Consider the following 23,378-nt stretch of genomic DNA (forward strand, 5'->3'; position numbering starts at 1 on the left):
AAACCAGCTGCAAGTAATTGACTATGAAATTAAATATCCTAAAAGCACCCAGTTTCCTTTTACTCAGTACCATGAGCAGTGCTAGTTTTGGTGCAGGCTTCGCCATTATCGAGCAAAGTGTGACAGGCTTAGGAAGAGCTTTCGCCGGCAGTGCTGCAGCAGCTGAAGATGGCAGTACCGTCTTTTTTAATCCGGCCGGCCTGGTATATCTAAAACAAGCCGAGATGGACTTCGCACTTAACTACATAGCACCCAATACCGAATTCAATAACGACGGTACGAGCTCTCCAGCAAATGGGGGTGACTATGGTGATGCAGGTAACAATGCAGTTGTACCTAACTTTTACTTTGCGAAACCACTTAATGACAAAGTCGCAATCGGCTTTGGTGTGACGGCTCCTTTTGGCTTAGTCACTGAATATAACGAAAATTGGGTGGGCCGTTATTTTGCTGTGAAATCGGATCTCAAAACCATCAATTTCAATCCAAGCATTGCTTTCAAAGCGACAGATAAACTCTCTATTGGATTTGGTGTGAGTGCAGAATACATTGATCTCACACTGTCACAGATGACAGATCGATTTGGCGCTCCTGATCGAAAAGTAAAATTGGAAGCGGATGACTGGGGCTATGGTTATAACTTAGGCATTATGTATCAGATGACGCCGGAAACACGTCTGGCTCTAGCTTATCGCTCTAAAATTTCGCATACGCTTGAAGGGGACGGTAAAGTCACGACACCGATAGGCAAGATCGAACAAGATATTCAGGGCGATGTGGATTTACCAGAAACGCTCTCACTTGCTATCCATCATCAGCTCAATGATAAATGGTCCGTTATGGCTGATGCCACGATGACCCGTTGGAGCCGTTTTGAAGAGCTTGCTATTGAATCAGATGGTGGCGCCTTCACCAGTACCAAAGCAGAAGACTGGGATAACAGCATGCGATATGGGATTGGTTTGAATTATCAATACAGTGATAAATGGCAATTTCGTACAGGGATTGCCTACGATGAAACACCCGTTCCCAATGCCGAACGACGCACTGCGCGAATACCTGACAATGACAGAAAATGGTTAGCGATCGGCGCCACCTATAACTATTCTGACAATCTGGTTATCGATGCAGGCTATGCCCATTTATTTGCAAGCAATCCTTCGATAAGAGAGTCCGACGGAAGTCATAGTCTTAATGGTGATTATGATGTCAGTGTTGATTTGTTAGGAGTTCAACTTCGTTGGTTAATGTAAATGTCATTGGATACAACAGATTATATTTCTATAGCTTCTGCTCAGACTTTATACGGCCTATTCAGAGAGCGGCATAGAAAAACCCCCAACAGCACAGCCTATTCACATTTTTGTGCAGATACTCAACAGTGGCAAACCACCACTTGGTCAGAGGCTGCACAACAAATAGCTATCTGGCAACATGCACTGAAATCAGAAGGTCTGAGATCAGGCGACCGGGTCGCGTTAAATTTGAAAAATTGTCAGGAATGGGTGTTTTTCGATCAGGCAGCCTTAAGTCTTGGTCTCATTACAGTCCCACTCTACCCAGATGATCGGCCTGATAGCCTTGCTTTTATCTTGCAAGATGCTGATGTCAGATGTTTATTTTTACAAAACCAGCATCAATGGCAACGTCTGAAACCTTCGTTATCAGACGAACATCAACTCAAACGTGTGATTATCAAAACTACTGGTGAAAATATACTTGATGCACCAGCGGTATACATGAATGAATGGTTGAGAACGGATACTAACCCGGCCTTGATTGATTGGCAGGCAGATCCTCATCAATTAGCCACGATCATCTACACTTCAGGCACCACAGGTAAACCCAAGGGCGTTATGCTCAGTCATTATAATATTTTGTCTGTTGCCAGCGCTTCACTTGAGTGCTTTCAAGTTCGGTCAGATGATCTTTTTCTATCCTTTCTCCCCCTATCGCACACACTGGAGAGAACGGCCGGTTACTATTTACCCATGATGACAGGCGCTAGAGTGGCTTTTTCCAGAGGCATTCCACAATTAGCCAATGATATTCAAGAGCTGAAACCCTCTGTATTAATTGCTGTACCACGTATTTTTGAACGCATCTATCAACGTATACAGTCTTCTGTGTCATCACAGCCCTGGTACAAACGCTTATTGCTCAAATTGACATCTCATATAGGCTGGACATCTTTTCTCCACGCTCAACGTCGTCATCGCTGGTCTCCTTGTTTTCTATTCATGCCTGTATTAGAGAAAATAGTAGCCAAAAATATACAAGCCCTTTTCGGTGGACAATTAAGAATCGCTGTTACAGGCGGAGCCGCCATTCCACATCATGTTGCTGAATTCTTCATCGGCATGGGGATCAATCTTTTACAAGGCTATGGTTTAACGGAAACAAGTCCCGTCATTAGCGTGAATAGAACTTCAGAAAATGAACCGTTTAGTGTGGGTCAACCCATTCCATCTGTGGAAGCAAAAATAGGTGACAATGCCGAGCTTTTGGTCAAAAGCCCTGGCAATATGTTGGGTTACTGGAATAACCATAAAGCAACAGCGAATACCATTGATGCTGAAGGCTGGTTACATACAGGGGATCAAGCGCGTATAGCTGAGAGTGGACATATCTTCATTACCGGCCGAATTAAAGACATTCTGGTATTGAGTAATGGTGAGAAGGTCTCGCCAGTGGATATGGAAATGGCTATCACTCGTGATGAGTTATTTGAACAGGCCCTGGTAGTGGGTGAAGGCAAGCCTTTTCTCTCTGCACTTGTTGTCTTGAATGCAGAACAGTGGCTTCAACTTGCACAAAGGTTGAAGCTAGATGCAATGAATAAAAATAGCCTTACTGATAAAAGCCTGCAACAACATATCATTCAGAGGTTCAGAGGCTTGTTACATGACTTTCCTGCCTATGCCAAGATTCGCCGGGTGCATCTCACTCTCTCACCTTGGACAATAGAAAATGGCATGCTAACGCCAACCATGAAAATAAAACGTGCAAAACTTGTTGAGGCCAATCAACAACTTATTGATGGGTTTTATCAGAACTAAGCTTATTTATTTTTGAGGTTAAACTCAGGAAGAATTCGCATGATAGCCTCTACAGTATGAAATGATCCGAATATCAAAATCCGATCATCTGTTTCTGCCTTCTGTAAGGCATGTTGGTAGGCATCATTCACGGTGGTGTAACAGTTATAATTATCAAGCTCGGATGAAGATATTGCTTTTGCTGCCAGAGACTCAGCATCCATACCTCGGTCACCATCCAATCCTGCAAAAAACCAATGTGTAATATCCTTTTGCAGGATCTGGATAACCGACTGACAATCCTTATCTTTCAGCATAGCTAACACAGCATATGTTTTACCTTTACAGTTTCGCTGTGAAAGTAATTTGTGAAGGTTTTCAGCCCCTTGCTGATTATGTGTTACATCAAGGATAAGCGTCACATTGTCACGATTGATCTCTTGAAATCTGCCAGCCAGATTGACATGCTTCAGTCCATTTAAAATAGCCGTATCGGTGATGGTTAATCCCTGCTCTTTCAACAACTCACAAACCTGCACGACGGCTGCGGCATTTTGTATCTGGTAATCACCCACTAAGGCAGGATAAGGTAATACTCTGGCTTCATTTCCAGTAGCTTGCCAGCTCCAGCTATCCTCATTCAATTGTGAATACTGATACGACTCACCTGCTTTGTATAAAGGCGCATTTTGTTTCCGGGCATGTTCGAGCAGACTACTGGGAGGCACTGTCTCTGAACAGACAACGGGCGTCATAGGGCGAATAATGCCCGCCTTTTCATAAGCGATTTTCTCACGCGTATCGCCTAACCAGGCGGTATGATCGAGCCCAATTGGGGTAATAAGCGCGATATCTGTATCAAACAAATTGACAGCATCCAAACGCCCTCCCATACCGACTTCAAGGACGGCAATATCCACTTTTTCAAGCCTGAAGATTTCCGCCGCGGCCAGTGTGGCAAACTCAAAATAAGTGAGTGAAATGTCACCACGTGCTTCATCGATACGAGCAAAGGCATCACAAATCTGTTGGTCTGAGCAGGGTTGGCCGTTGATAGCTATACGTTCGTTATACGCTAGCAGATGTGGCGAAGTATAGGTCCCAGTTTTATAACCGGCCGCCATCAGAATGCTACTGGTCATAGCAACTGAGGAACCTTTACCGTTAGTACCAGCAATCGTCACCAATTTGAATGGTAACTTTGTCTGCCCTTGCATGTTTTGCCATACAAGAGCGATACGATCTAAGCCTGGATCAATTTCAGTGAAGTGTAATTTTTCCTGCCACGCCAACCATTGTGGCAATGTGCTGAACCGCATACAGTTCTATGCTGCACGATGCTGAAGCATGCTGAGGATATTGGATAATCTATCTCGCATTTGACGACGATCAATAATCATATCAATCGCACCATGTTCCAACAGAAACTCTGCTCTTTGAAAGCCTTCCGGGAGTGTTTCACGGACGGTTTGCTCAATAACACGTGGACCAGCAAAACCAATAAGCGCATTAGGTTCAGCCACATTGATATCACCGAGCATCGCTAAACTCGCAGATACACCACCCATTGTCGGATCAGTCATGACTGATACAAATGGAATGCCTGCATTACTTAACTGAGTCAGGATCGCACTGGTTTTAGCCATTTGCATTAAAGACAATAAGCCTTCTTGCATGCGCGCACCACCACTCGCAGAAAAACAGACCAACGGAATATTATTTTTCAGCGCGACTTTGGCTGCTCGAACAAATTTTTCACCTACGACAGATCCCATCGATCCAGCCATAAAGTTAAAATCAAAACTGACTGCAACTAATGGTAAACCATTGACTCTACCTTGCATTGCCAACAAAGCATCGTTTTCGCCTGTTGTTCGTTGTGCTTGGGTAAGACGATCTTTATAGCGTTTACTGTCTTTGAACTTCAGTGTGTCGACAGGTTTAACTTCAGCGGCGATTTCTTTACGGTCTTCTTCATCCAGAAAGCTTTCCAGCCGTGTTCTGGCATTAATGCGCTGGTGATGATCACACTTAGGACATACCATCAAATTACGTTCAAGTTCTGCACGGTAAAGTACATTGTCACAGCTTGGACATTTACACCAGACACCTTCTGGCACTGAACGACTTCGCACAGTTGTACGAATTTTGGATGGGAGTAATCTTTCAAACCAACTCATTTTGTCACCTTCGTTATTTTTATGCTTTTGCTAAATCACGCGCATTGATGGCATGGCGCATTTCAGCTAACAGACCTGCAACTGCAACTGGCAGCTCTTCAAGTCGTTGTGCATGTTCTTCGATGCACTTAACCAGAGTACTACCTACTACCACCGCATCGGCAATCTCGGCAACTGCTGCTGCAGACTTACCATCACGGATACCAAAACCAACACCTAGCGGTAAATCCGTTCTTTCACGCAGCATACTGAGTTTATCATTGACTTCTGTCACGTCTAGCGAAGCCGAGCCGGTCACCCCTTTAATGGAAACATAATAAATGAATCCACGCGCAAAAGAAGCAATCATTGACATACGTTCTGCCGATGTCGTTGGTGCCACCAAGTAGATGGTATCAATATCATGCTGATCCATGATCTCACGAAACTCAACTGATTCTTCGGGAGGTACGTCAACAGTTAATACCCCATCAACACCTGCTTCTTGAGCAAGTTTAGCAAACTCTGCATATCCCACAGCTTCAATAGGATTCGCATAGCCCATTAAGACGATGGGTGTTTCTGTGTTTTTCTCACGAAACTTTTTCACCATTGTCAGCACAGATTTGATGCTGACATCGTTCTTAAGCGCTCTTTCACATGCTTTTTGGATGACAGGACCATCACTCATCGGGTCAGAAAAAGGGATACCAAGTTCAATAATATCGGCACCTGCATCGACCAGCGCATGGAGCAATGGCACGGTTACCCAAGGTTCAGGATCGCCGGCAGTAATATAGGGAATAAGTGCTGTTTGACCATCTGTCTTCAGTTTCTCAAAGCACTGACTTATACGACTCATTATGACTTCCTTAGAATTTTAATCCAGCCATGGCGGCAACGGTATGCATATCTTTGTCACCACGCCCTGACAGGTTAACTACTATTGTTTGCTCTGGAGACATGGTCGGTGCCAATTTTTTCACATAGGCCAACGCATGGCTTGACTCAAGTGCAGGAATAATACCTTCGGTGCGTGTAAGCTCATGGAAAGCAGTTAACGCCTCTTCATCAGTTACCGACACATAATTTGCTCGACCAATATCTTTCAACCAAGCATGCTCAGGGCCCACACCTGGATAGTCCAGTCCAGCTGAAATTGAATGCGTTTCTACGATTTCACCATTGTCATCTTGCATCAGATAAGTACGGTTTCCATGTAAAACACCTGGTCTTCCCGCAGAAAGTGGTGCTGAATGCTGACCTGTTTCAATCCCATGTCCAGCGCCTTCCACACCATGCATTTCAACAGACTCATCTTCGATGAATGGATGAAACAGACCAATCGCATTAGAACCGCCACCAATACAAGCAACCAATGCATCTGGTAGTTTGCCATTGATATCCAGCATTTGCTGCTTCGCTTCACGTCCAATAATAGATTGAAAATCTCTTACCATAGCAGGATAAGGATGGGGGCCAGCAACAGTACCTATGATGTAAAATGTATCATCGACATTGGTCACCCAATCACGTAGCGCTTCATTAAGCGCATCTTTTAATGTGCGTGAGCCTGATTCCACCGGCACCACTTGTGCACCGAGCAGTTTCATTCTATATACATTCTGAGCCTGACGTTCAACATCTTCTGCGCCCATGTAAACAATACATTCCAAGCCCATTCTGGCAGCGACCGTTGCTGTCGCCACACCGTGTTGACCAGCGCCTGTTTCAGCGATGATGCGGTTCTTACCCATACGCTTGGCTAATAAGGCCTGACCGATAGTATTGTTAACTTTGTGCGCGCCAGTATGATTGAGATCTTCACGTTTCAAATAAATTTGAGCGCCGCCTAACTTCTGTGTCCAATTCTCGGCGAGATAGAGAGGTGATGGACGCCCTACAAAGGTGCTCAGGTCTTTGTCCATTTCTGCCAGAAAATTGGGATCGTTACGATATTGCTCATAAGCTTGTTGAAGCTCATATATCGCACCCATAAGCGTCTCACCAACAAACCGACCTCCATAAGGTCCGAAATGTCCACGCTCATCAGGGAATGTTTTGTAATAATCGTGAATATGCTCTTTAAGCATTTGCCACCTCTCTCATAAAAGTGCTGATCTTTTCATGACTTTTTATCCCCTTATCACTTTCAACGCCACCACTGACGTCGACTGCATAGGGCTGCACTTGATGGATAGCCTGCAACACATTAGATGCATGTAGACCACCCGCTAAAATAATGGGTTTATCAATACGACTGATCTGAGACCAGTCAAATGTTTTGCCTGTTCCACCAGGTAAGCCTGGTTGATAGGTATCAAGAAGTAACGCCGAAGCTGTTGAATAGTCGTCAGCTACTTCTTGAAGATTTACACCATCTCGCATTCTTACCGCTTTGAGATATGGCATCTCAAATTGGTGACAAAAATCAGGGCTTTCATCACCATGGAACTGAAGTATATCAACCGATAACTCGTCAAGACAGCGTGAAACCAGGTCTTTATCAGGGTCAACAAAGAGTGCCACTTTTGAAACAAATGGCGCCAAATTAGCTGTAATCGTGTTTGCCTGCGCAAAAGATATGGCTCTTGGGCTTGGAGGATAAAATACTAAGCCAATCGCATCAGCTCCAGATTCTGCTGCAAAATCAGCATCTTGCTGACGAGTTATGCCGCATATTTTTACTCGGGTTCTCATCTGTTTCTATGGTTACTCTTAAATAGAGCTGTTACTTTACCAGAGCACCGGAAAAGCTGACACTGCCGGGATTGAATATTGCTCTGGATAACGAACATCCACCAGATATAACCCCTCTGCTGGCGCAGTTATGCCACCTTGACTTCTATCGGTACTGCGCAAGACCTCACCAGCCCATTCAACAGGTTTACTACCATCGCCAATAGCTGTCATGACACCAACAAGGTTTCTTACCATGTGATGTAGAAATGATAGTGCTTCGACATCAATCGCAATACAGTCTTGTTGCTGACTGATGCTAATTTTATCTAAGGTCTTGATTGGGCTTTTTGCCTGGCACTCACTCGCTCTAAATGCTGAGAAATCATGTTGTCCAACTAATTGATCCGCAGCGGCCTGCATCCTTTCAATATCTAATGGCGGATAGTGCCACCACATTCTATGCTGATGAATTGATGACCGGCTCAGACGGTTTAAGATCAGATACCGGTAGCTTCGTTTGATAGCGGAAAATCTGGCATGGAAATCATCATCTACAAACTCTACCCAAGTGACATTCACATCTTTAGGTAAGTTTGCATTGATACCTAAAAGCCAGCCTCGCTTTTCTCTGATTGAGTCTGTATCAAAGTGCACCACTTGATTTAGGCCATGGACACCTGTGTCGGTGCGTCCAGCGGCATACACTTCAACCGGATGGTTAGCAACAACAGAAACCGCCTTTTGCAGTTCACCTTGTACGGTTCTGGAATGGGACTGAATTTGCCAACCACAAAAATACGTGCCGGCATACTCTATGCCGAGTGCTATTCTCACTAATTCCTCTCTCTTTTAGTCTGATAATGAGTCGAGAATAGTCTGGGCACGCACTTTCTGTTCGTCATTTCCTTCGGCAATGACTTCCTTGAGAATACTGGTCGCGCCTTCAGGATCGTCCATATCGATGTAAGCTGAAGCCAGATCCAATTTGGTTTCTGCCTCATCAATTTCATCAATATCGCCAATATCAAATTCGATATCAGCCTCATCATTAAGATCACTGTCAAATGGTGCGATATCAACACGCTCTGGATCCAATGAAGATGATGCACCAGGCTCAAACGGAAGAAGCGAATCATGCTCGACTATGTTCTCTTCTTCATTATTATCATCTTCTTCTTGATGTGTACCAAATGTTGTACCAGTATCAAACGAGAGCAAATCATCCTCAATATGATCTTCTGACTCATTATCAATTTCTTCAGTCAACGTGTCTTCAAGCTGAGTGTCTTCAGCATTGATGTGGTTTTGCTGCTCTATATCAGAAGCTATATTGACCGTTGAAAACTCTAATGGTGTGTCATCGCTGTCTTCTTCTGATAGATCTACATCGATAGACACATTATCCACTTCGTCTTGACGTTTAAAATCTAGTTGCTCATCTGTTGCAACATCATCAATAGTCTTTTCTGGTTCTGTTGACTCGTCTGAGACAAATTCCGTATCCGCTGTCTCTTCAGCCTGAAATAAAGGATGCTCTGGGGCCAGTTGTGCTCCCCATTGTTTTATTTCATCCCATTCAATACTTTCTTCATCAAAGTCTGTGTTTTCAGCAAGAGCAATAAAGTCGTCAACTTGTTTTTGTTTGTACAACACAAACAATAATTTGTATGCCACTAAAGTATTATCAGGCTCTCTGGCTTTTGCTTGATCGAGCGCAATTTTTGCTTGAGCATAATCCGCATAACCAACAAACATATCAGCTTGTTCAACGAGCTCCATCACACTTTTCTGTGGTAAGGATTCCTGATTTAGCGTTTCATCTTTAGGCTCATGCTCCGTCACTGGCTCTTCAACTGACGCCTCATTAGCGTAATCAGAGAGCGATGTTTGTGTATCATCAGTAACGGGCATTCCCCCAACAGTTATGGTCTCTTCTGTAAACGATTCGTCTTCCTTGTTTTTTCTTCTAGCCAGTAATAGCAACAAGAGAAGGAAAACAAGTAATGCGCCACCAACCTGCAATTTATACTCAGCTAAAAACCGTTTGATATTATCGACTAAATTAGCGGGTACCAGCTCCTCACTGGATTCTTCACTCAATTCAGCTTGAGCTTGTTCTGTACTAAGCGGAGCATCGGCTGTTTCATTGTTCTTTGTATCAGTATTAGCGTCAGCAGCAGTGTCATCAGGAGCAGCTAACGGCTCTAAATCAGGCTCAGCTTCGGTATTGTCCCCGGCAGCGTTGTTCTGTTCATTCTCTTCCAGCATATCCTGTAATCTAGCGAGATCAGCATCTTTAAGAGAAATGAGTCTACGCATGGTCTCCAACTGCTCTTCCATGGCATCCATACGCGCTTTGAAGTCTATGTTTTCCTGCGCTTGTGCCTCTATCGTTTCCTGAGCAAGCGTCAACTGTTCAGTCAATGCATTAATTTTTTCGTTGCCAGCCAGGTTCGGTGACGCATCATCTTCCGTCGTTTTACTTTGTTCAGGTGCAACGAGCTTCAGACGCGCTTGTTCAGCAGCATCGTCTTCGATTTGTTCACTACTTTCACTATTATCTGCATTCGTGTTATCGATAGTGTTGGCGTCTATTGTATCCTCAGCCGCTGGCTCAGATTCATCAGTGGATGGTTGAATCACCGCTGGTGTTGGCGCGGGTTTGTTCGTAACAGTATTTCGCTGGCGCCATGCTTCATTCTGTGCTTTGAAGGCTTGATATGCCTGTGCCTGTGATTTGGCTAATATCGCAGATTTGTCAGGAATAGACAGCGTATAACCTGCTTTAAGTCCATTTATATTGTTATCAACAAACGCTTCTGGATTAGCATTCACCAGCGCCAACATCATCTGTTGAACGGAGACAGACTCATCAGGACGAGTGTTTAGAGCGATATTCCATAAGGTATCGGCTTTGGCAACAGGACCATATGTACCACCATTAGCCCAAACAGTATTAACATTATTCACTTCTGTAGATGTGTCAGCCTTATTCACAGAAGGTGTAGATGCAGCTTGTTGAGTAGTGCGTTGAGATGACATCAACACTTCAGGTGGATCAAGAAGTACCGTGTACTCTCTGATGAGTTTTCCACCTCCAGCAGAGGCTGTTAGCAAAAAGTCCAAGAAAGGTTCTTTTACAGGTAGTTGCGAAGTGATTAAAACGCGAGGCTTTCCTGATTGCTCAACAACATCAAACTTTAACTGGCTCAGGATATAACTTCGGTCTAATCCTGCTTTTTCAAACTCGTCATTTGAGGCGATTCTGATTTCAAAACTCTCTTTTTCTTCTGTAGAGAGTGAGTTGATATCAATCGTTGCTTTGAAGGGCTCATTAAGTGCTGACATGACTTTAATTTCGCCCAAACCAAACGCATAACTCGTTAAGGGGGTGAAAAAGCCTATCGTTGATGCGACAGCGATACTGGCAAAAAGCTGTTTCTTCATTTTCATCCCCTTAACTTCCTTATCTAGCTTATTTTAAAGGTACTTTTCTACTAACACTTCTGCAATTTGAACACTGTTAAGTGCCGCACCTTTACGTACGTTATCAGCAACAACCCATAAATCCAGTCCTTTATCATGGGAAATGTCTTCACGAATACGTCCGACAAATACAGGATCCTGACCTGAAGACTCTGTCACTGCTGTTGGATAACCACCATCTTTACGTTCATCAAGCAGGACAATACCGTTTGCTTTTTCATAAAGTGCTTTACATTGTTCAGCAGTGATCTTGTCACGCGTTTCAATATGAATGGCTTCTGAGTGGCCGAAGAAAACAGGAACACGAACAGCGGTTGGGTTAACCTGGATAGACTCATCGCCCATAATTTTGCGTGTTTCCCAGACCATTTTCATTTCTTCTTTGGTGTAGCCATTGTCCATGAATACATCAATCTGAGGCAGAACATTAAAAGCGATCTGTTTAGGATAAACCTCTGCCTTAACAGGGCGACCATTCAATAAATCTGCAGTCTGTTTCGCCAGTTCATCCATCGCTGGTTTGCCAGAGCCAGAAACGGCTTGATATGTACAGACATTAATGCGTGTAATACCGACGGCATCATAGATAGGCTTTAATGCGACCATCATTTGGATGGTTGAACAGTTCGGATTGGCAATGATGCCACGATTTTTGTAATCAGCAACGGCTTCCGGGTTTACTTCTGGCACGACAAGCGGAATATCATCATCGTAACGGAACTGTGATGTGTTATCGATGACCACACAGCCAGCCGCAGCGGCTTTAGGGGCATACTCAGCAGAGACACTAGCACCTGGAGAAAACAAGCCAACTTGTACTTTAGAAAAATCAAACTCAGCCAGATCTTCGACAATAATGGATTTGTTACCAAAACTTACTGTAGAGCCTGCACTACGTTCGCTTGCCAGTGCATATACCTTACCTACTGGAAATTGACGTTGGTGCAAAATTTCTAACATGGCTTCACCGACAGCCCCTGTAGCACCTACTACTGCAACATCTACTTTTTTATTCACAATACACCTTTTGTTTTAATTTATAACGCTGCTAATACCGCATCACCCATTTCAGAGGTGGACACTTTTGTCATACCTTCAGAATAGATATCCGCAGTACGAAGTCCATCATCCAGTACTTTACTCACAGCTTTTTCAATTCGATCAGCCATTGCAGCTTCATCGAGTGTGTAACGTAACATCATAGCAGCTGACAAAATTGTCGCCAGTGGGTTGGCAATATTCTGTCCAGCAATATCGGGGGCAGAACCATGAATCGGTTCATACATACCCTTGCTGTTTTCATCAAGCGAGGCGGAAGGCAGCATGCCAATCGAGCCAGTTAACATTGATGCACAATCAGACAAAATGTCACCAAACATATTAGTCGTCACCATCACATCAAACTGTTTGGGTGCTCGAACTAATTGCATGGCTGCGTTGTCTACATACATATGACTCAATTCAATGTCAGGATAAGATTCAGACAATGTTGTCATAGTTTCACGCCACAATTCTGTGCTTTCCAGCACATTTGCTTTATCTACAGAACAAACTCGACCTTGTCTTTTGCTCGCAATATCAAAAGCGACCTTACCGATTCGGTTAATCTCACTTTCACGATAGACAAGTGTATTGAAACCCTGCTTTTCGCCATTCTCCAACGTTCTGATACCACGTGGTTGACCGAAATAAATGCCACCCGTCAATTCACGCACAATCATCAAATCCAGACCAGCCACCACATCAGCTTTTAGTGTAGAAGCTTCTGCCAACTGCGGATATAAAATTGCCGGACGTAAATTGGCAAATAAATTCAATTCGGAGCGGATACCCAATAAACCTTTTTCTGGTCTGACGCTGATATCAAGTGACTCCCATTTGTAGCCCCCGACAGCACCTAATAAAATCGCATCGGCCTGCTTTGACATCTGCAGCGTTTCGTCAGGTAACGGTGTACCAGTTTCATCATATGCTGCTCCACCAATGAGGCCATATTCCAAAGAGACATCTAGCCCCTCTTGACGAAATGCTTCTAAAATTTTGACTGCTTCAGCTACGATTTCAGGACCAATACCATCACCAGGCAAAACTACAATCTTTTTTGTCATTTTTTATATCTTTAAATAATTTACTGAATTAGAGATTTATCTTATGAGAATAACCAGGGCGCTTCTTGCTTGCGCTTTTCTTCATAAGCCTTGATATCATCTTGATGCTGTAAGGTGAGACCAATATCATCAAGCCCTTCGATTAGACAGTGCTTTTTGAATGCATCAACCTCAAAGTCAATCGACTCACCATCAGGTAACGTGATTTTTTGTTCTGGTAAATCGACTTTCAGTTGGTAGCCAGGCATCGCCTCTACTTGCTCAAACAGTTTGTCAATTAGCGTCTCTTCCAGAGTGATAGCCAAAATACCATTTTTACTAGTGTTGCTGAAAAAGATATCTGCAAAACTGGGGGCAATAATAACGCGAATGCCAAAATCATCCAGTGCCCAGACAGCATGTTCACGACTTGAACCACAACCAAAGTTCTCACGCGCTAGCAGGATAGTCCCGTTTTTATAGCGTGGTTGGTTAAGCTCAAAATCAGGGTTTAAAGGCCGTCCACTGTTATCTTGTCCTGGTTCACCATGGTCAAGATAACGCCACTCATCAAACAAGTTCGGACCAAAGCCAGTGCGCTTGATTGACTTCAAAAACTGTTTGGGGATAATGGCATCGGTATCGACATTGGGGCGATCCAATGGAATAACGATGCCAGTCTCAACTGAAAATTTTTGCATTGCGAGGAATACCTCTTAGTTCGTCGCGTTTAACGTTAAATAAAAACTTACCGGCACAGCATGGCTTATGTTTGGTAATCCAGCCAGCTCACGTAATTTTTCTACACCCTGTGCCAACTTATAATCATCAACACTCAAAATAACAGGATGAGAAGAGACCACTAGCAACTCATTTTCGGTTACTTTGGTCACAAGCACATCAAATGTCATTTCTTGTTTTTGCCCATGCAGTTCAAAAAAACCATCAATAGATAATGGTTTTGTCTGCCCAACGGTAATCTGTGCTATTTGTTCTGGTGACAGCTGAGCTGTAATCGTCGCTTTAGGAAAGTCAGCGACATTGAAAAGAAACTCCTTCATGCGACTGTCGCGAATTTCTATGCCTGTATTTACCGATGCCAAATCAATGGCAAGAGAAAACTCACCTGTTTCAGCTAAGTTACCAGCAATTTTGTCAAACTGATGAACCTCAGCAATGTTCACCTTTTTTGTTGAAATAAAATTCACTTGAGACTCGTTGTTGTTTATCTGCCATTGTGTTGCAGAAGCTACCGAGCTTGCCAGGAGTATACTGAGTGTCGACACCCAAATATGCATTTTTCTCATTCTTCTTCCCTCATCGTTCGATAATAGTAGACACTGAACCATCAACAGCATCATGCTCGTTGATCAGTTCGTCAATTGATCGGGTTAAACTTTCTTCAACCGGCGATTTCAGCACAATAATCTCAACACGTCTGTTAATCGCACGGTTCTCAGGTGAATTATTAGGCACCAATGGTTTGGTATCCGCATACCCTTCTAAAACAAAACGTTCTGGTTTCATATCCCCAGGTTCTAACAATTCATGTACTACAGAGGTGGCTCTTGAGGTAGATAGTTCCCAATTTGATCGATATCTTGGCGTATTAATCGGTACATCATCCGTGTGGCCAGCGACAGCAATTTGACCTCCCGTACTCACTAAAACGTCGTGTATTTTTCTAAGAATAGGTTTAAAGCCAGGGTTCAATCTCGCGTCACCAGATGGAAACGAACCATTTTCTCGAATTCGGATCACAATACGACTGAACTGACTTTCTACTTCAATTAGACCTTCTTTAATTTCTTCATCTAATGCTTCACGAAATTTCTGGGTTTCTTCCGCTATTTCCTGGGCCTGTTGTCGAGCGACCTCTTCTTCATCCATTGTTACCTTGATTTTTTCACGGGTATCATCGATGGTTTCTTGTCTCACTACCTTAAGCGGCGTCGGTTTAGGCTCACCTGGACTATACTCTTGAGCAATAATACTGGTACCAACGGGCACAGCATCAGCGATGACTTCTCGCTGAACGCCAAAAGCATTATCAAGAGATTTCACCACCATCTTGTATTTCAAGGCATCCATTTCAGCAAAGGATAATAACAAAACAAAAAAGCACATCAGCAATGACATTAAGTCTGCGAATGTGCCCATGTAGGCGGGTAAGCCTTCGTCTTGCTTTTTAGGTCTTGGGCTATCTTCACTCATTTCTATGTAACCGAGACCAACTAGGCAGCTGGTTCGTCAGTATCACGCTTAGACGCTGGTAAGAAGTTTTGTAACAGCTCACCTAATACTTTCGGGTTTTGACCTTCCTGAATCCCCATTACACTCTCAATGATAATACTCTTATTCATCAACTCTTCACTGCTACGTAAAGCGAGCTTATCAGACACAGGCAGAGCGAACATATTGGCTAACATTGCACCATAGAGTGTGGTTAATAATGCCACAGCCATGGCAGGGCCAATGGATTTCGGATCGGACATATTTGACAACATTTGTACCAAACCGACTAATGTACCAATCATTCCCATAGCTGGACCAGCATCCCCCATCGTTTTGAAGATTTGCTGGCCTATAGAGTGACGGTTAACGGTTTCATTCATTTCCGTAACCAGTGCTTTTTTGACTACCGCTGGTTCATGTCCATCAACCAGCATGCGTATACCTTTTGCCAAAACGGGATTAGCCACCTCCTGTCTTTCCAGTGCAAGTAAGCCCTCTTTTCTTGCAATGGTGGCTAGTTCAACAACAGATTGAATGATTTCTTGAGGTGACTCTGATTTGTATAAGAACGCTTTCATTGCTGTCTTAAACGAGCCAAGAAATTGTCCTAGAGTGAAGCGCATCAATACCACCGCAAAGGTGCCGCCTATGACAATCGCTAATGAAGGCATGTTGATGAATACACCGGCTGCTGCACCAAGAGCAATCGTTGCAATAATCAGACTCCAAGCCGCAATAAAACCTAGCAGTGTAGCTAAATCCACTCAATTACTCCCTAAGACTAGAAACTCATCAATGAAATGCCGTAGCACTGGCAGTGCATTCTACCTAATCGCATAGTAAAAATCTCCTCTATGACGAAGGAAAACGATGCTTTTTATGCTTCTTAGCTCTGTAAATTAAAAACGCAGGCAGAACCATCAGCATAATGACAATAAGTACGACGCCTAATGGCCAGAGTATCGGCTGATTCCACTCAGACTGAAGTTTTTCACGTAATGACGCATCAATACGGCGATATTTCAATGTGTTATTCGCCATTAAGTTAGGCTTAACATTATGATTCCATTGATGATAAAGCGAAAACTGTTTTGGATGAAAGCCCCAGATCCATGGCGCGTCTTTTCTAGCAATCTCAACCATACGGTTTATGATAGATCGGCGCTCGGGACTGTTCGACATCGTTCGCATCTGCTCAAAAAGCATATCAAACTCTTTGTTGTGATAATTGGCGGTATTTTCACCACCAAATTCTGCTCGGCCATTGGGTCCATAAAGTAAAAATAAGAAATTCTCCGGATCAGGATAATCTGCGTTCCAGCCCCATTGGAATAACTGGGTTCGTCCACGACGAATTTTATCTTGAAAACGATTGTAGTCACTGCTTCTGATGACGAGTTGTATTTTGAGTTTTTTGAATTGCTTACGTATCCAATCTAAATCGGCTTTACTATCAGGCCCACTCGCCGTGGTATCCAGGTAAATAACGAGCGGCTCGCCAGTTTTCTCGTTCCTGCCATTGGGGTAACCCGCTTCTGCTAAAAGTTGCTTAGCAGCGTCAAGCGATTTACGAACAGCTTGTCCCTTCTCCCATTTGTATATGTGTGTGTTAATACCTGATTTTCCCTCACTGTAACCAAAAATACCGGGAGGAATGGGCCCTTGGGCGGGGATGCCTCGCCCATTCGCAAAGATAGAAATATATTCCTCTTGATCAATAGCGATTGAAATAGCTTGCCGAAGTTTCCTTGCTCGCTCTGTGTAGCCACCGACAACGGGGTCCAGCATATTAAATCCAGTATAGAAACTTGTCGCCGCAATGGCTGTTTCAAGCTTTATTCCTTTCTCTTTCATGACATCACTTAAACCAAACTCACCTGATGCTGACACATTCACGGCTTGCTCGAAACTGTCTGAACTAATGCCACTTACATCGTAATAGCCTTGCATAAATTTCCCCCAATAAGAGGTACTTTCTTTTTCAAGGGTAAACACAATTTTGTCTGTTAAAGGCAGCGATTTTCCTGCATCGTTCAGCAGACCATTTTGCCGATCCGTTTCCTCCCCTTCTGTTGGATAACGCTCGCCATGAAAATGAGGGTTTTTAGTCAGTACCATGCGTCGGTTTGGATCATTTTCAGTCATATAAAAAGGACCCGTTCCGACTGGGTACCAATCAAGGGTTATGTTCTTATTTATCAAGCCTGGTTGTGAGTAAAACTGTTCTGCTTCCCAAGGGATTGGGGCAAAAAAAGGCATGGCTAACCAATAATCGAGTTGTGGATATTTGCCATAGACCTTGATTTGATAATGGTAGTTATCAACGATGTTGACGCCACTGATGTCATGCTGACGAAGATCGACTACGTCGCCTTTTTTACGAAGATCTCTTAACTTCTGAGCATAGTCTTTTAGTCCAACAATATGCTCTGACATCACACCAAGTATCGGTGAGTGAATTTCGGGATGAGCCAATCTCTTTATCTGATATACAAAATCATCTGCCACCAGTTTACGGGTATCTGTTTGCTCAAAATCTGCTAAATCTTCTATATCAGAGAGTTCTTCATCGGTTAAGTTATGGTACAGCCAGACACCGTTTTCATCTCTGGCAAATGCAGGGTGTGGCTGGTAATAAATATTCTGTTTGATGGGAATCGTATAAATTGAGTATGCAATATCATCATCAGTCTCCTTAACAGGATGATTATCCTTGTCCAGGTAGACTACATCAGGCATTGATTCAGCTGCCAGGGGCTCTAGTTGATAAGGTCTTTTCAGGTAGTGGTATTGATATGGCGGTTCGTAAACCTGGCCAGTAATGATGACCTCGTTTGCGCTGTAGGATCTGGCAGGATCCAAGTGTTTGGGTCGTAGAGAAAAAGCAGCGTATAGGATCTCTTCATCGCTGGACGCTTCAGGATAAGGTGAATTTATCGCCCCCTTATCACAGGCTGTTGTGAAAAACAGCACGATAGCGAGCAAGCAATATATCAATCTCATACAACCTCATTGCGGAACATTAGATAGTGTCTGCATCATACCAGTAGAAGATTACTGCATGCTTGCCCTTTCCGTCATCCCCAAAATCAGGTAAGTTATCCCGCTTTATATGTAGTTTAGGAGAGACACATGGGTTTTCTGCAAGGCAAACGTGCGTTAATCGTGGGCGTAGCCAGCCCCCGCTCTATTGCATCTGGTATTGCTCATGCTATGGCACGAGAAGGTGCTGAATTGGCTTTCACTTATCAAAATGAGAAATTAAAATCACGCGTTGAAAAAATCGCTGAAGAGTGTGGCGCCGATCCTGCACTGGTCTTTCCTTGTGATGTGAGCAGTGATGATGAAATTAATGGTGTATTCAAGTCGTTATCTGAGCATTGGGATGGCCTAGATACGATTGTTCATTCTGTTGCCTTTGCCCCACGTGAGCAGCTACAGGGTGGGTTCGTTGATAGCGTTACACGTGAAGGTTTTGCTATGGCGAACGATATTAGTGCCTATAGTTTTGCTGCATTAGCTAAAGCAGGCAAAGACATGATGGCAGGTCGCAATGGCTCATTATTAACATTAAGCTATCTGGGTGCAGAAAAAGCCATTGATAACTACAATGTCATGGGCGTAGCTAAAGCGGCTTTAGAAGCCACTGTTCGTTACATGGCATACTCAATGGGTGAACAAGGTATCCGTGTCAATGCAGTGTCCGCTGGCCCAATCAAAACACTGGCTGCTGCTGGTATTGGTGATTTTGGAAAAATGCTCGCCTACGGTGAGAGAAACTCACCACTTAGAAGAAATGTAACGATTGAAGAAGTCGGTAATGTAGCTGCTTTTCTCTGCTCTGATTTAGCTTCAGGTGTGACGGGGGAAATTACCTATGTTGACGCTGGCTACAATATTGTCGGTATTGGTGATAAGTAATTCCATTGTATTGCTAGAACTCATAAGGGCATTCATTAATGCCCTTTTTTTTGATCCCTATTTGGAGGCCATATGTCTCATAAACATGCCATGATTTTATTGGCCTTCATTGTCCTTGGCGCAGTGAGTGGTGTTTTCTTAGGGTGGTATAGACCTGACACAGCCACACAGATAAGTTGGCTTGGAACACTGTTTCTCAATGCATTGAAAATGACCATCATTCCATTGGTTATTGCATCCATTGTCAGTGGTATCGGGTCATTAGGGAATCTGAAAAAGCTAGGCAGGCTGGGTGGACTGACCTTACTTTATTACAGCTTATCAACCGCTGTCGCCGTTTTTATCGGTCTGGTCGTTGTGAATTGGATTCAACCAGGTGCAGGTATGCAATGGAGTCAGTCAGAGGTGCCTGAATATATTCTGGAGAAACAGGACACCGGTGCCAGTGATATCATCTTATCCTTGGTCTCACCTAATCTGATTGCTTCAGCAGCAGAAACACAACTCCTTCCTTTGATTGTCTTTGCCATTTTGTTTTCTATGGCCTTAAGTACGTTAGGTGAAACAGGCAGACCGGTCTTTCAGCTGTTTGATGGCATCAATGAAGCCATGATGAAACTCGTTATCTGGGTAATGCATCTCGCTCCACTAGGCATATTTGCTTTAATTGCTGCTAGGCTGGGTAATGCTGGAGGTGGTGAACATTTTTTAAGTGAAATGAAAGCGGTTGGCTGGCATGTAGTGACTGTACTGACGGGACTTCTTGCACACGGCATATTGTTATTTATCATTCTGCTATTAATGACACGCCGTGGCATAAGCTATCTGCTTGGAATGGGCCGAGCCTTGGTAACGGCATTTGGTACAGCGAGTTCTTCTGCAACCCTACCATTGTCGATGGAATGCGTCAGAGAGAATGGTATTAGCCATAAAACCAGTAAGTTTGTTCTGCCACTAGGGGCAACAATTAATATGGACGGTACTGCACTTTATGAAGCGGCGGCTGTTATGTTTATTGCCCAGGCTTATGGCATTGACCTTAGCTTGACCCAACAAGCTATTGTTTTTATTACGGCTACCTTAGCTGCTATTGGTGCCGCTGGCATTCCAGAGGCAGGTCTAGTGACGATGGTGATTGTTTTAAGCGCTGTGGGCTTACCACTAGATGGTATTGCATTGCTGCTTTCAGTAGATTGGTTTCTCGACAGATTCAGGACATCAATCAATGTATGGAGCGATAGCGTAGGCAGTGCAATTGTTGATCGACTGACATAAAAAAAGGCGCATGGCGCGCCTTTTTTCTGCTCATGAAGATTGTTTATTTTAATGCATCTTGATGAATATCTATTTCAGCATCATGACGTAATTGAGCGATGAAAGCTTCAACTTCAGCGGCCGCATAAATACCTGTAAGCTGTTGTTGAAGTGCTTTTCTCTGCTCTTCATTCACATCATCAATATTACCGTTTCTGACTGAAGTTAATTTAATAACCACATAATTACCATTATCAGCAGAAAATCCTTCATAGTTAGCTGATGATAATGGTTTAGCCATGGTAAATGCTCTCTGAAGAATCTGACCACTCACTTGTTCAGCATCGCGTCCATAAAACTCAGGCGCTTGCCAATTTGTCAGTAAAGAGTCTGGAGCTTCACCAGATTTCACTTTTTCCAAGATTGACTCACCCTCATCCTGGGCTAGTTTTCTGGCTTTATCAAAAATCAACTGCTGTTTGATAGCAGGAGACACAGACTCAAAAGGTAAAACCGTCTCCGGAATATGCTTGTTCTTATGAATGACCAGCAAATCATTATCTGACAATTCAATCACTGCACTATTCAGATCATTTTTCAATACATCTTCACTGAATGCCGCATCAATTACCTTCTTATTACTGGTAATACCCTCTTCAGTGCCTGTACGGGTAAAACTTGGCGTAGTTTTAATTTCAAGACCCAGAGCTTCTGCTGTCACATCAAGGCTATCCGGATTTTCGAAACTTAGATTGGCTAACTGTTCTGCTTCATCATAAAAAACAGATTCAGCTTGCTGACGGCGATATAAATTTTCAACCTCGTCCCGCGCCTGAGCAAAGCTTTTACCTTCAGGTTTTTGAATCCCAGTAAGTTTAATTAAATGATAACCAAACTCAGTCTTAATGGGCTCACTGACATCGCCAACGTTTTCTAATGCAAATGCCGCTTCTTCAAACGCCGGATCCATAACATCTCTGCCAAAGAATCCAAGATCGCCACCATTACTGGCCGATCCGGTATCTTGCGAGGCATCTTTAGCTAATTCAGCAAAGTCTTCCCCCTCATTGATACGGGTTTGGATAGCTTTAATTTTTTCTAATGCGCTCTCGTCATCACCTTCAACTAAGATATGACTTGCACGGCGTTGCTCAGGGCCAACAAACTGATTTTGATTATCTGCATAGAATTTTTTCAAATCATCTTCATTGATTTGAATATCTTTTGCTAACTCATCAACAGATAATTCAATATAGTTGAGTTTGACTTGTTCAGGCGCTGTGTATGCGGCTAGATTATCGTCATAATATTGTCGAATTTCTGCATCATCCACATTCACTTCTTCAACAAATTGTTGGATGGGCACAATACCGTAAGCAATCTCACGTTGCTGTCTTTCTAATCTCAATGCTTCATTCAGTAATTTCACACTGGCAATTGATGAGCTTTGAATATTTGTTGTCAATTCTTGTGATAGTAGATCAGCTCTCAATTGGGCTTCGTATTGAGTGGGTGTGTAACCGACTCTTGCCAGAACCATCCCATAATAGTCTGAGTCAAATTGCCCATCACGTTGAAAGGCTGGGGTAGAACGAATGAACTGAGAGACAGCAGCATCACTAATATGCTGTTTTAAGGTGATATTCGCGTCACGCAATAATCGTTGTTCAATAAGACCATCTAAAACATCTTTTTTTACAGTAGCACTGTCGAACATAGCCGGATCGAACTGATCGCCCATCATACTTCTCATGCGGTCACGGTATTGCTGAAGTGACGACTGTAATTCTGTTTGAGTGATGGGAGAACCATTAACTTCGGCCACAACCACTGCCGAAGCACCAGATAAATATGAATTGATGCCCCACAGAGCGAATGGAATACTGATTAAACCAACGATGAACCAGGCAATCCATCCCTGGGCGTGATTACGTATGAAATGCAACATATGAAGAGAACCTTCCCGAAATGTTGTTAAAAACGGCTATTCTAATACAATAGGCAAAAAAAAAGGCGCATATGATGCGCCTTTCCTCTTTTTTGGCGGAGCGGACGGGACTCGAACCCGCGACCCCCGGCGTGACAGGCCGGTATTCTAACCAACTGAACTACCGCTCCGTATATTCTTGGTGGGTGCTGAGGGGATCGAACCCCCGACCCTCGCCTTGTAAGGGCGATGCTCTCCCAGCTGAGCTAAGCACCCCAAGAAAAAAAACTAGTTTACAGCATCTTTTAATGCTTTGCCAGCTTTAAATGCAGGAATTTTTGCAGCGGCAATTTTGATTTCTTCACCTGTGCGTGGGTTACGGCCAGTACGTGCTGCACGCTCACGAACAGAGAATGTACCAAAGCCAACTAATGTGACTTGATCGCCACTGCTTAGTGCTTTAGTTACGGCAGATGTCATGCCATCAACAGCTTGGGCCGCTTTTGCTTTTGAAATGTCAGCAGCTGCAGCAACTGCATCGATGAGTTCAGATTTATTCACAGCTTAATTCCTCATATCATTATTTATT

At 43.5% G+C, this 23,378-nt stretch carries 20 protein-coding genes and 2 tRNA genes; 4 read left to right on the forward strand and 18 right to left on the reverse strand.

Annotated features, from left to right (window positions below):
• Positions 1–23: 23 nt before the first annotated feature.
• Together B3V56_RS06130 and B3V56_RS06135 are read left to right on the forward strand one after the other, a co-directional pair.
• Positions 24–1,253: an OmpP1/FadL family transporter gene (locus B3V56_RS06130; RefSeq protein WP_289281799.1), complete on the forward strand. Its 1,230-nt coding sequence runs from the start codon at positions 24–26 to the stop codon at positions 1,251–1,253.
• Positions 1,254–3,059, forward strand: coding sequence for an AMP-dependent synthetase/ligase (locus B3V56_RS06135; protein ID WP_289284064.1), 1,806 nt, complete (start codon positions 1,254–1,256; stop codon positions 3,057–3,059).
• Positions 3,060–3,061: 2 nt separating this feature from the next.
• Here B3V56_RS06135 and folC read toward each other — a convergent pair whose 3' ends face one another.
• The 14 genes from folC to B3V56_RS06205 all read right to left on the reverse strand — a co-directional run bounded on the left by folC (position 3,062) and on the right by B3V56_RS06205 (position 18,690).
• Entirely contained in the window at positions 3,062–4,357 is a 1,296-nt protein-coding gene (gene folC / locus B3V56_RS06140; RefSeq protein ID WP_289281728.1) for a bifunctional tetrahydrofolate synthase/dihydrofolate synthase, read from the reverse strand.
• A gap of 6 nt (positions 4,358–4,363) precedes the next feature.
• Entirely contained in the window at positions 4,364–5,218 is an 855-nt protein-coding gene (gene accD / locus B3V56_RS06145) for an acetyl-CoA carboxylase, carboxyltransferase subunit beta (RefSeq protein ID WP_284722437.1), read from the reverse strand.
• Between the two features lie 19 nt (positions 5,219–5,237).
• Positions 5,238–6,059: a tryptophan synthase subunit alpha gene (trpA, locus tag B3V56_RS06150; protein WP_284722436.1), complete on the reverse strand. Its 822-nt coding sequence runs from the start codon at positions 6,057–6,059 to the stop codon at positions 5,238–5,240.
• Between the two features lie 10 nt (positions 6,060–6,069).
• Positions 6,070–7,290, reverse strand: coding sequence for a tryptophan synthase subunit beta (gene trpB / locus B3V56_RS06155; protein WP_284722435.1), 1,221 nt, complete (start codon positions 7,288–7,290; stop codon positions 6,070–6,072).
• Complete coding sequence (locus tag B3V56_RS06160) at positions 7,283–7,897, reverse strand: phosphoribosylanthranilate isomerase (protein ID WP_284722434.1); 615 nt, start codon at positions 7,895–7,897, stop codon at positions 7,283–7,285. The genes trpB and B3V56_RS06160 overlap by 8 nt, the downstream gene beginning before the upstream one ends.
• A 36-nt stretch (positions 7,898–7,933) precedes the next feature.
• Positions 7,934–8,713 (reverse strand): tRNA pseudouridine(38-40) synthase TruA, encoded by a 780-nt coding sequence (truA, locus tag B3V56_RS06165; protein ID WP_284722433.1) that lies wholly within the window; start codon positions 8,711–8,713, stop codon positions 7,934–7,936.
• Positions 8,714–8,728: 15 nt separating this feature from the next.
• Entirely contained in the window at positions 8,729–11,326 is a 2,598-nt protein-coding gene (locus tag B3V56_RS06170) for a FimV/HubP family polar landmark protein (RefSeq protein WP_289284065.1), read from the reverse strand.
• Positions 11,327–11,359: 33 nt separating this feature from the next.
• On the reverse strand, positions 11,360–12,382 hold the full coding sequence (locus B3V56_RS06175) for an aspartate-semialdehyde dehydrogenase (protein ID WP_286304981.1): 1,023 nt from the start codon (positions 12,380–12,382) through the stop codon (positions 11,360–11,362).
• 20 nt (positions 12,383–12,402) lie between these two features.
• Positions 12,403–13,473 carry a 3-isopropylmalate dehydrogenase gene (gene leuB / locus B3V56_RS06180; protein WP_284722430.1) on the reverse strand — a complete coding sequence of 357 codons (1,071 nt, stop codon included), beginning with the start codon at positions 13,471–13,473 and terminating at the stop codon, positions 12,403–12,405.
• A 41-nt stretch (positions 13,474–13,514) separates the two neighbouring features.
• Entirely contained in the window at positions 13,515–14,153 is a 639-nt protein-coding gene (leuD, locus tag B3V56_RS06185) for a 3-isopropylmalate dehydratase small subunit (RefSeq protein ID WP_289282074.1), read from the reverse strand.
• A 15-nt stretch (positions 14,154–14,168) separates the two neighbouring features.
• Positions 14,169–14,759: a YceI family protein gene (locus B3V56_RS06190; protein WP_286304984.1), complete on the reverse strand. Its 591-nt coding sequence runs from the start codon at positions 14,757–14,759 to the stop codon at positions 14,169–14,171.
• A gap of 10 nt (positions 14,760–14,769) precedes the next feature.
• Positions 14,770–15,666 (reverse strand): flagellar motor protein MotB, encoded by an 897-nt coding sequence (locus B3V56_RS06195; protein WP_286304985.1) that lies wholly within the window; start codon positions 15,664–15,666, stop codon positions 14,770–14,772.
• Positions 15,667–15,686: 20 nt separating this feature from the next.
• Positions 15,687–16,451 carry a flagellar motor protein PomA gene (pomA, locus tag B3V56_RS06200; RefSeq protein WP_284722426.1) on the reverse strand — a complete coding sequence of 255 codons (765 nt, stop codon included), beginning with the start codon at positions 16,449–16,451 and terminating at the stop codon, positions 15,687–15,689.
• Between the two features lie 88 nt (positions 16,452–16,539).
• Positions 16,540–18,690, reverse strand: a complete 2,151-nt coding sequence (locus B3V56_RS06205; protein WP_284722425.1) for an ABC transporter substrate-binding protein — start codon at positions 18,688–18,690, stop codon at positions 16,540–16,542.
• Between the two features lie 129 nt (positions 18,691–18,819).
• Here B3V56_RS06205 and B3V56_RS06210 point away from each other — a divergent pair, with 129 nt between their 5' ends.
• Together B3V56_RS06210 and B3V56_RS06215 are read left to right on the forward strand one after the other, a co-directional pair.
• On the forward strand, positions 18,820–19,608 hold the full coding sequence (locus B3V56_RS06210; RefSeq protein WP_284722424.1) for an enoyl-ACP reductase FabI: 789 nt from the start codon (positions 18,820–18,822) through the stop codon (positions 19,606–19,608).
• A gap of 72 nt (positions 19,609–19,680) precedes the next feature.
• Positions 19,681–20,883, forward strand: coding sequence for a dicarboxylate/amino acid:cation symporter (locus tag B3V56_RS06215; RefSeq protein ID WP_289282071.1), 1,203 nt, complete (start codon positions 19,681–19,683; stop codon positions 20,881–20,883).
• Positions 20,884–20,926: 43 nt separating this feature from the next.
• Here B3V56_RS06215 and B3V56_RS06220 read toward each other — a convergent pair whose 3' ends face one another.
• The 4 genes from B3V56_RS06220 to B3V56_RS06235 all read right to left on the reverse strand — a co-directional run bounded on the left by B3V56_RS06220 (position 20,927) and on the right by B3V56_RS06235 (position 23,350).
• Positions 20,927–22,810 carry a SurA N-terminal domain-containing protein gene (locus B3V56_RS06220; protein WP_286304986.1) on the reverse strand — a complete coding sequence of 628 codons (1,884 nt, stop codon included), beginning with the start codon at positions 22,808–22,810 and terminating at the stop codon, positions 20,927–20,929.
• 93 nt (positions 22,811–22,903) lie between these two features.
• Positions 22,904–22,980: transfer RNA gene (locus B3V56_RS06225), tRNA-Asp, on the reverse strand.
• Positions 22,981–22,989: 9 nt separating this feature from the next.
• Positions 22,990–23,065: transfer RNA gene (locus B3V56_RS06230), tRNA-Val, on the reverse strand.
• 12 nt (positions 23,066–23,077) lie between these two features.
• On the reverse strand, positions 23,078–23,350 hold the full coding sequence (locus B3V56_RS06235) for an HU family DNA-binding protein (RefSeq protein WP_091711754.1): 273 nt from the start codon (positions 23,348–23,350) through the stop codon (positions 23,078–23,080).
• Positions 23,351–23,378 lie beyond the last annotated feature (28 nt).

It is taken from the genome of Methylophaga sp. UBA2513 (assembly GCF_002341285.1).
GTDB classification, from domain to species: Bacteria; Pseudomonadota; Gammaproteobacteria; order Nitrosococcales; family Methylophagaceae; genus Methylophaga; species Methylophaga marina.

Coding starts and splice junctions, on each gene's coding strand:
- B3V56_RS06130 (WP_289281799.1), top strand. CDS start 24: ATGAAATTAAATATCCTAAAAGCACCCAGTTTCCTTTTACTCAGTACC.
- B3V56_RS06135 (WP_289284064.1), top strand. CDS start 1,254: ATGTCATTGGATACAACAGATTATATTTCTATAGCTTCTGCTCAGACT.
- folC (WP_289281728.1), bottom strand. CDS start 4,357: ATGCGGTTCAGCACATTGCCACAATGGTTGGCGTGGCAGGAAAAATTA.
- accD (WP_284722437.1), bottom strand. CDS start 5,218: ATGAGTTGGTTTGAAAGATTACTCCCATCCAAAATTCGTACAACTGTG.
- trpA (WP_284722436.1), bottom strand. CDS start 6,059: ATGAGTCGTATAAGTCAGTGCTTTGAGAAACTGAAGACAGATGGTCAA.
- trpB (WP_284722435.1), bottom strand. CDS start 7,290: ATGCTTAAAGAGCATATTCACGATTATTACAAAACATTCCCTGATGAG.
- B3V56_RS06160 (WP_284722434.1), bottom strand. CDS start 7,897: ATGAGAACCCGAGTAAAAATATGCGGCATAACTCGTCAGCAAGATGCT.
- B3V56_RS06170 (WP_289284065.1), bottom strand. CDS start 11,326: ATGAAGAAACAGCTTTTTGCCAGTATCGCTGTCGCATCAACGATAGGC.
- leuB (WP_284722430.1), bottom strand. CDS start 13,473: ATGACAAAAAAGATTGTAGTTTTGCCTGGTGATGGTATTGGTCCTGAA.
- leuD (WP_289282074.1), bottom strand. CDS start 14,153: ATGCAAAAATTTTCAGTTGAGACTGGCATCGTTATTCCATTGGATCGC.
- B3V56_RS06190 (WP_286304984.1), bottom strand. CDS start 14,759: ATGAGAAAAATGCATATTTGGGTGTCGACACTCAGTATACTCCTGGCA.
- B3V56_RS06195 (WP_286304985.1), bottom strand. CDS start 15,666: ATGAGTGAAGATAGCCCAAGACCTAAAAAGCAAGACGAAGGCTTACCC.
- B3V56_RS06205 (WP_284722425.1), bottom strand. CDS start 18,690: ATGAGATTGATATATTGCTTGCTCGCTATCGTGCTGTTTTTCACAACA.
- B3V56_RS06210 (WP_284722424.1), top strand. CDS start 18,820: ATGGGTTTTCTGCAAGGCAAACGTGCGTTAATCGTGGGCGTAGCCAGC.
- B3V56_RS06215 (WP_289282071.1), top strand. CDS start 19,681: ATGTCTCATAAACATGCCATGATTTTATTGGCCTTCATTGTCCTTGGC.
- B3V56_RS06220 (WP_286304986.1), bottom strand. CDS start 22,810: ATGTTGCATTTCATACGTAATCACGCCCAGGGATGGATTGCCTGGTTC.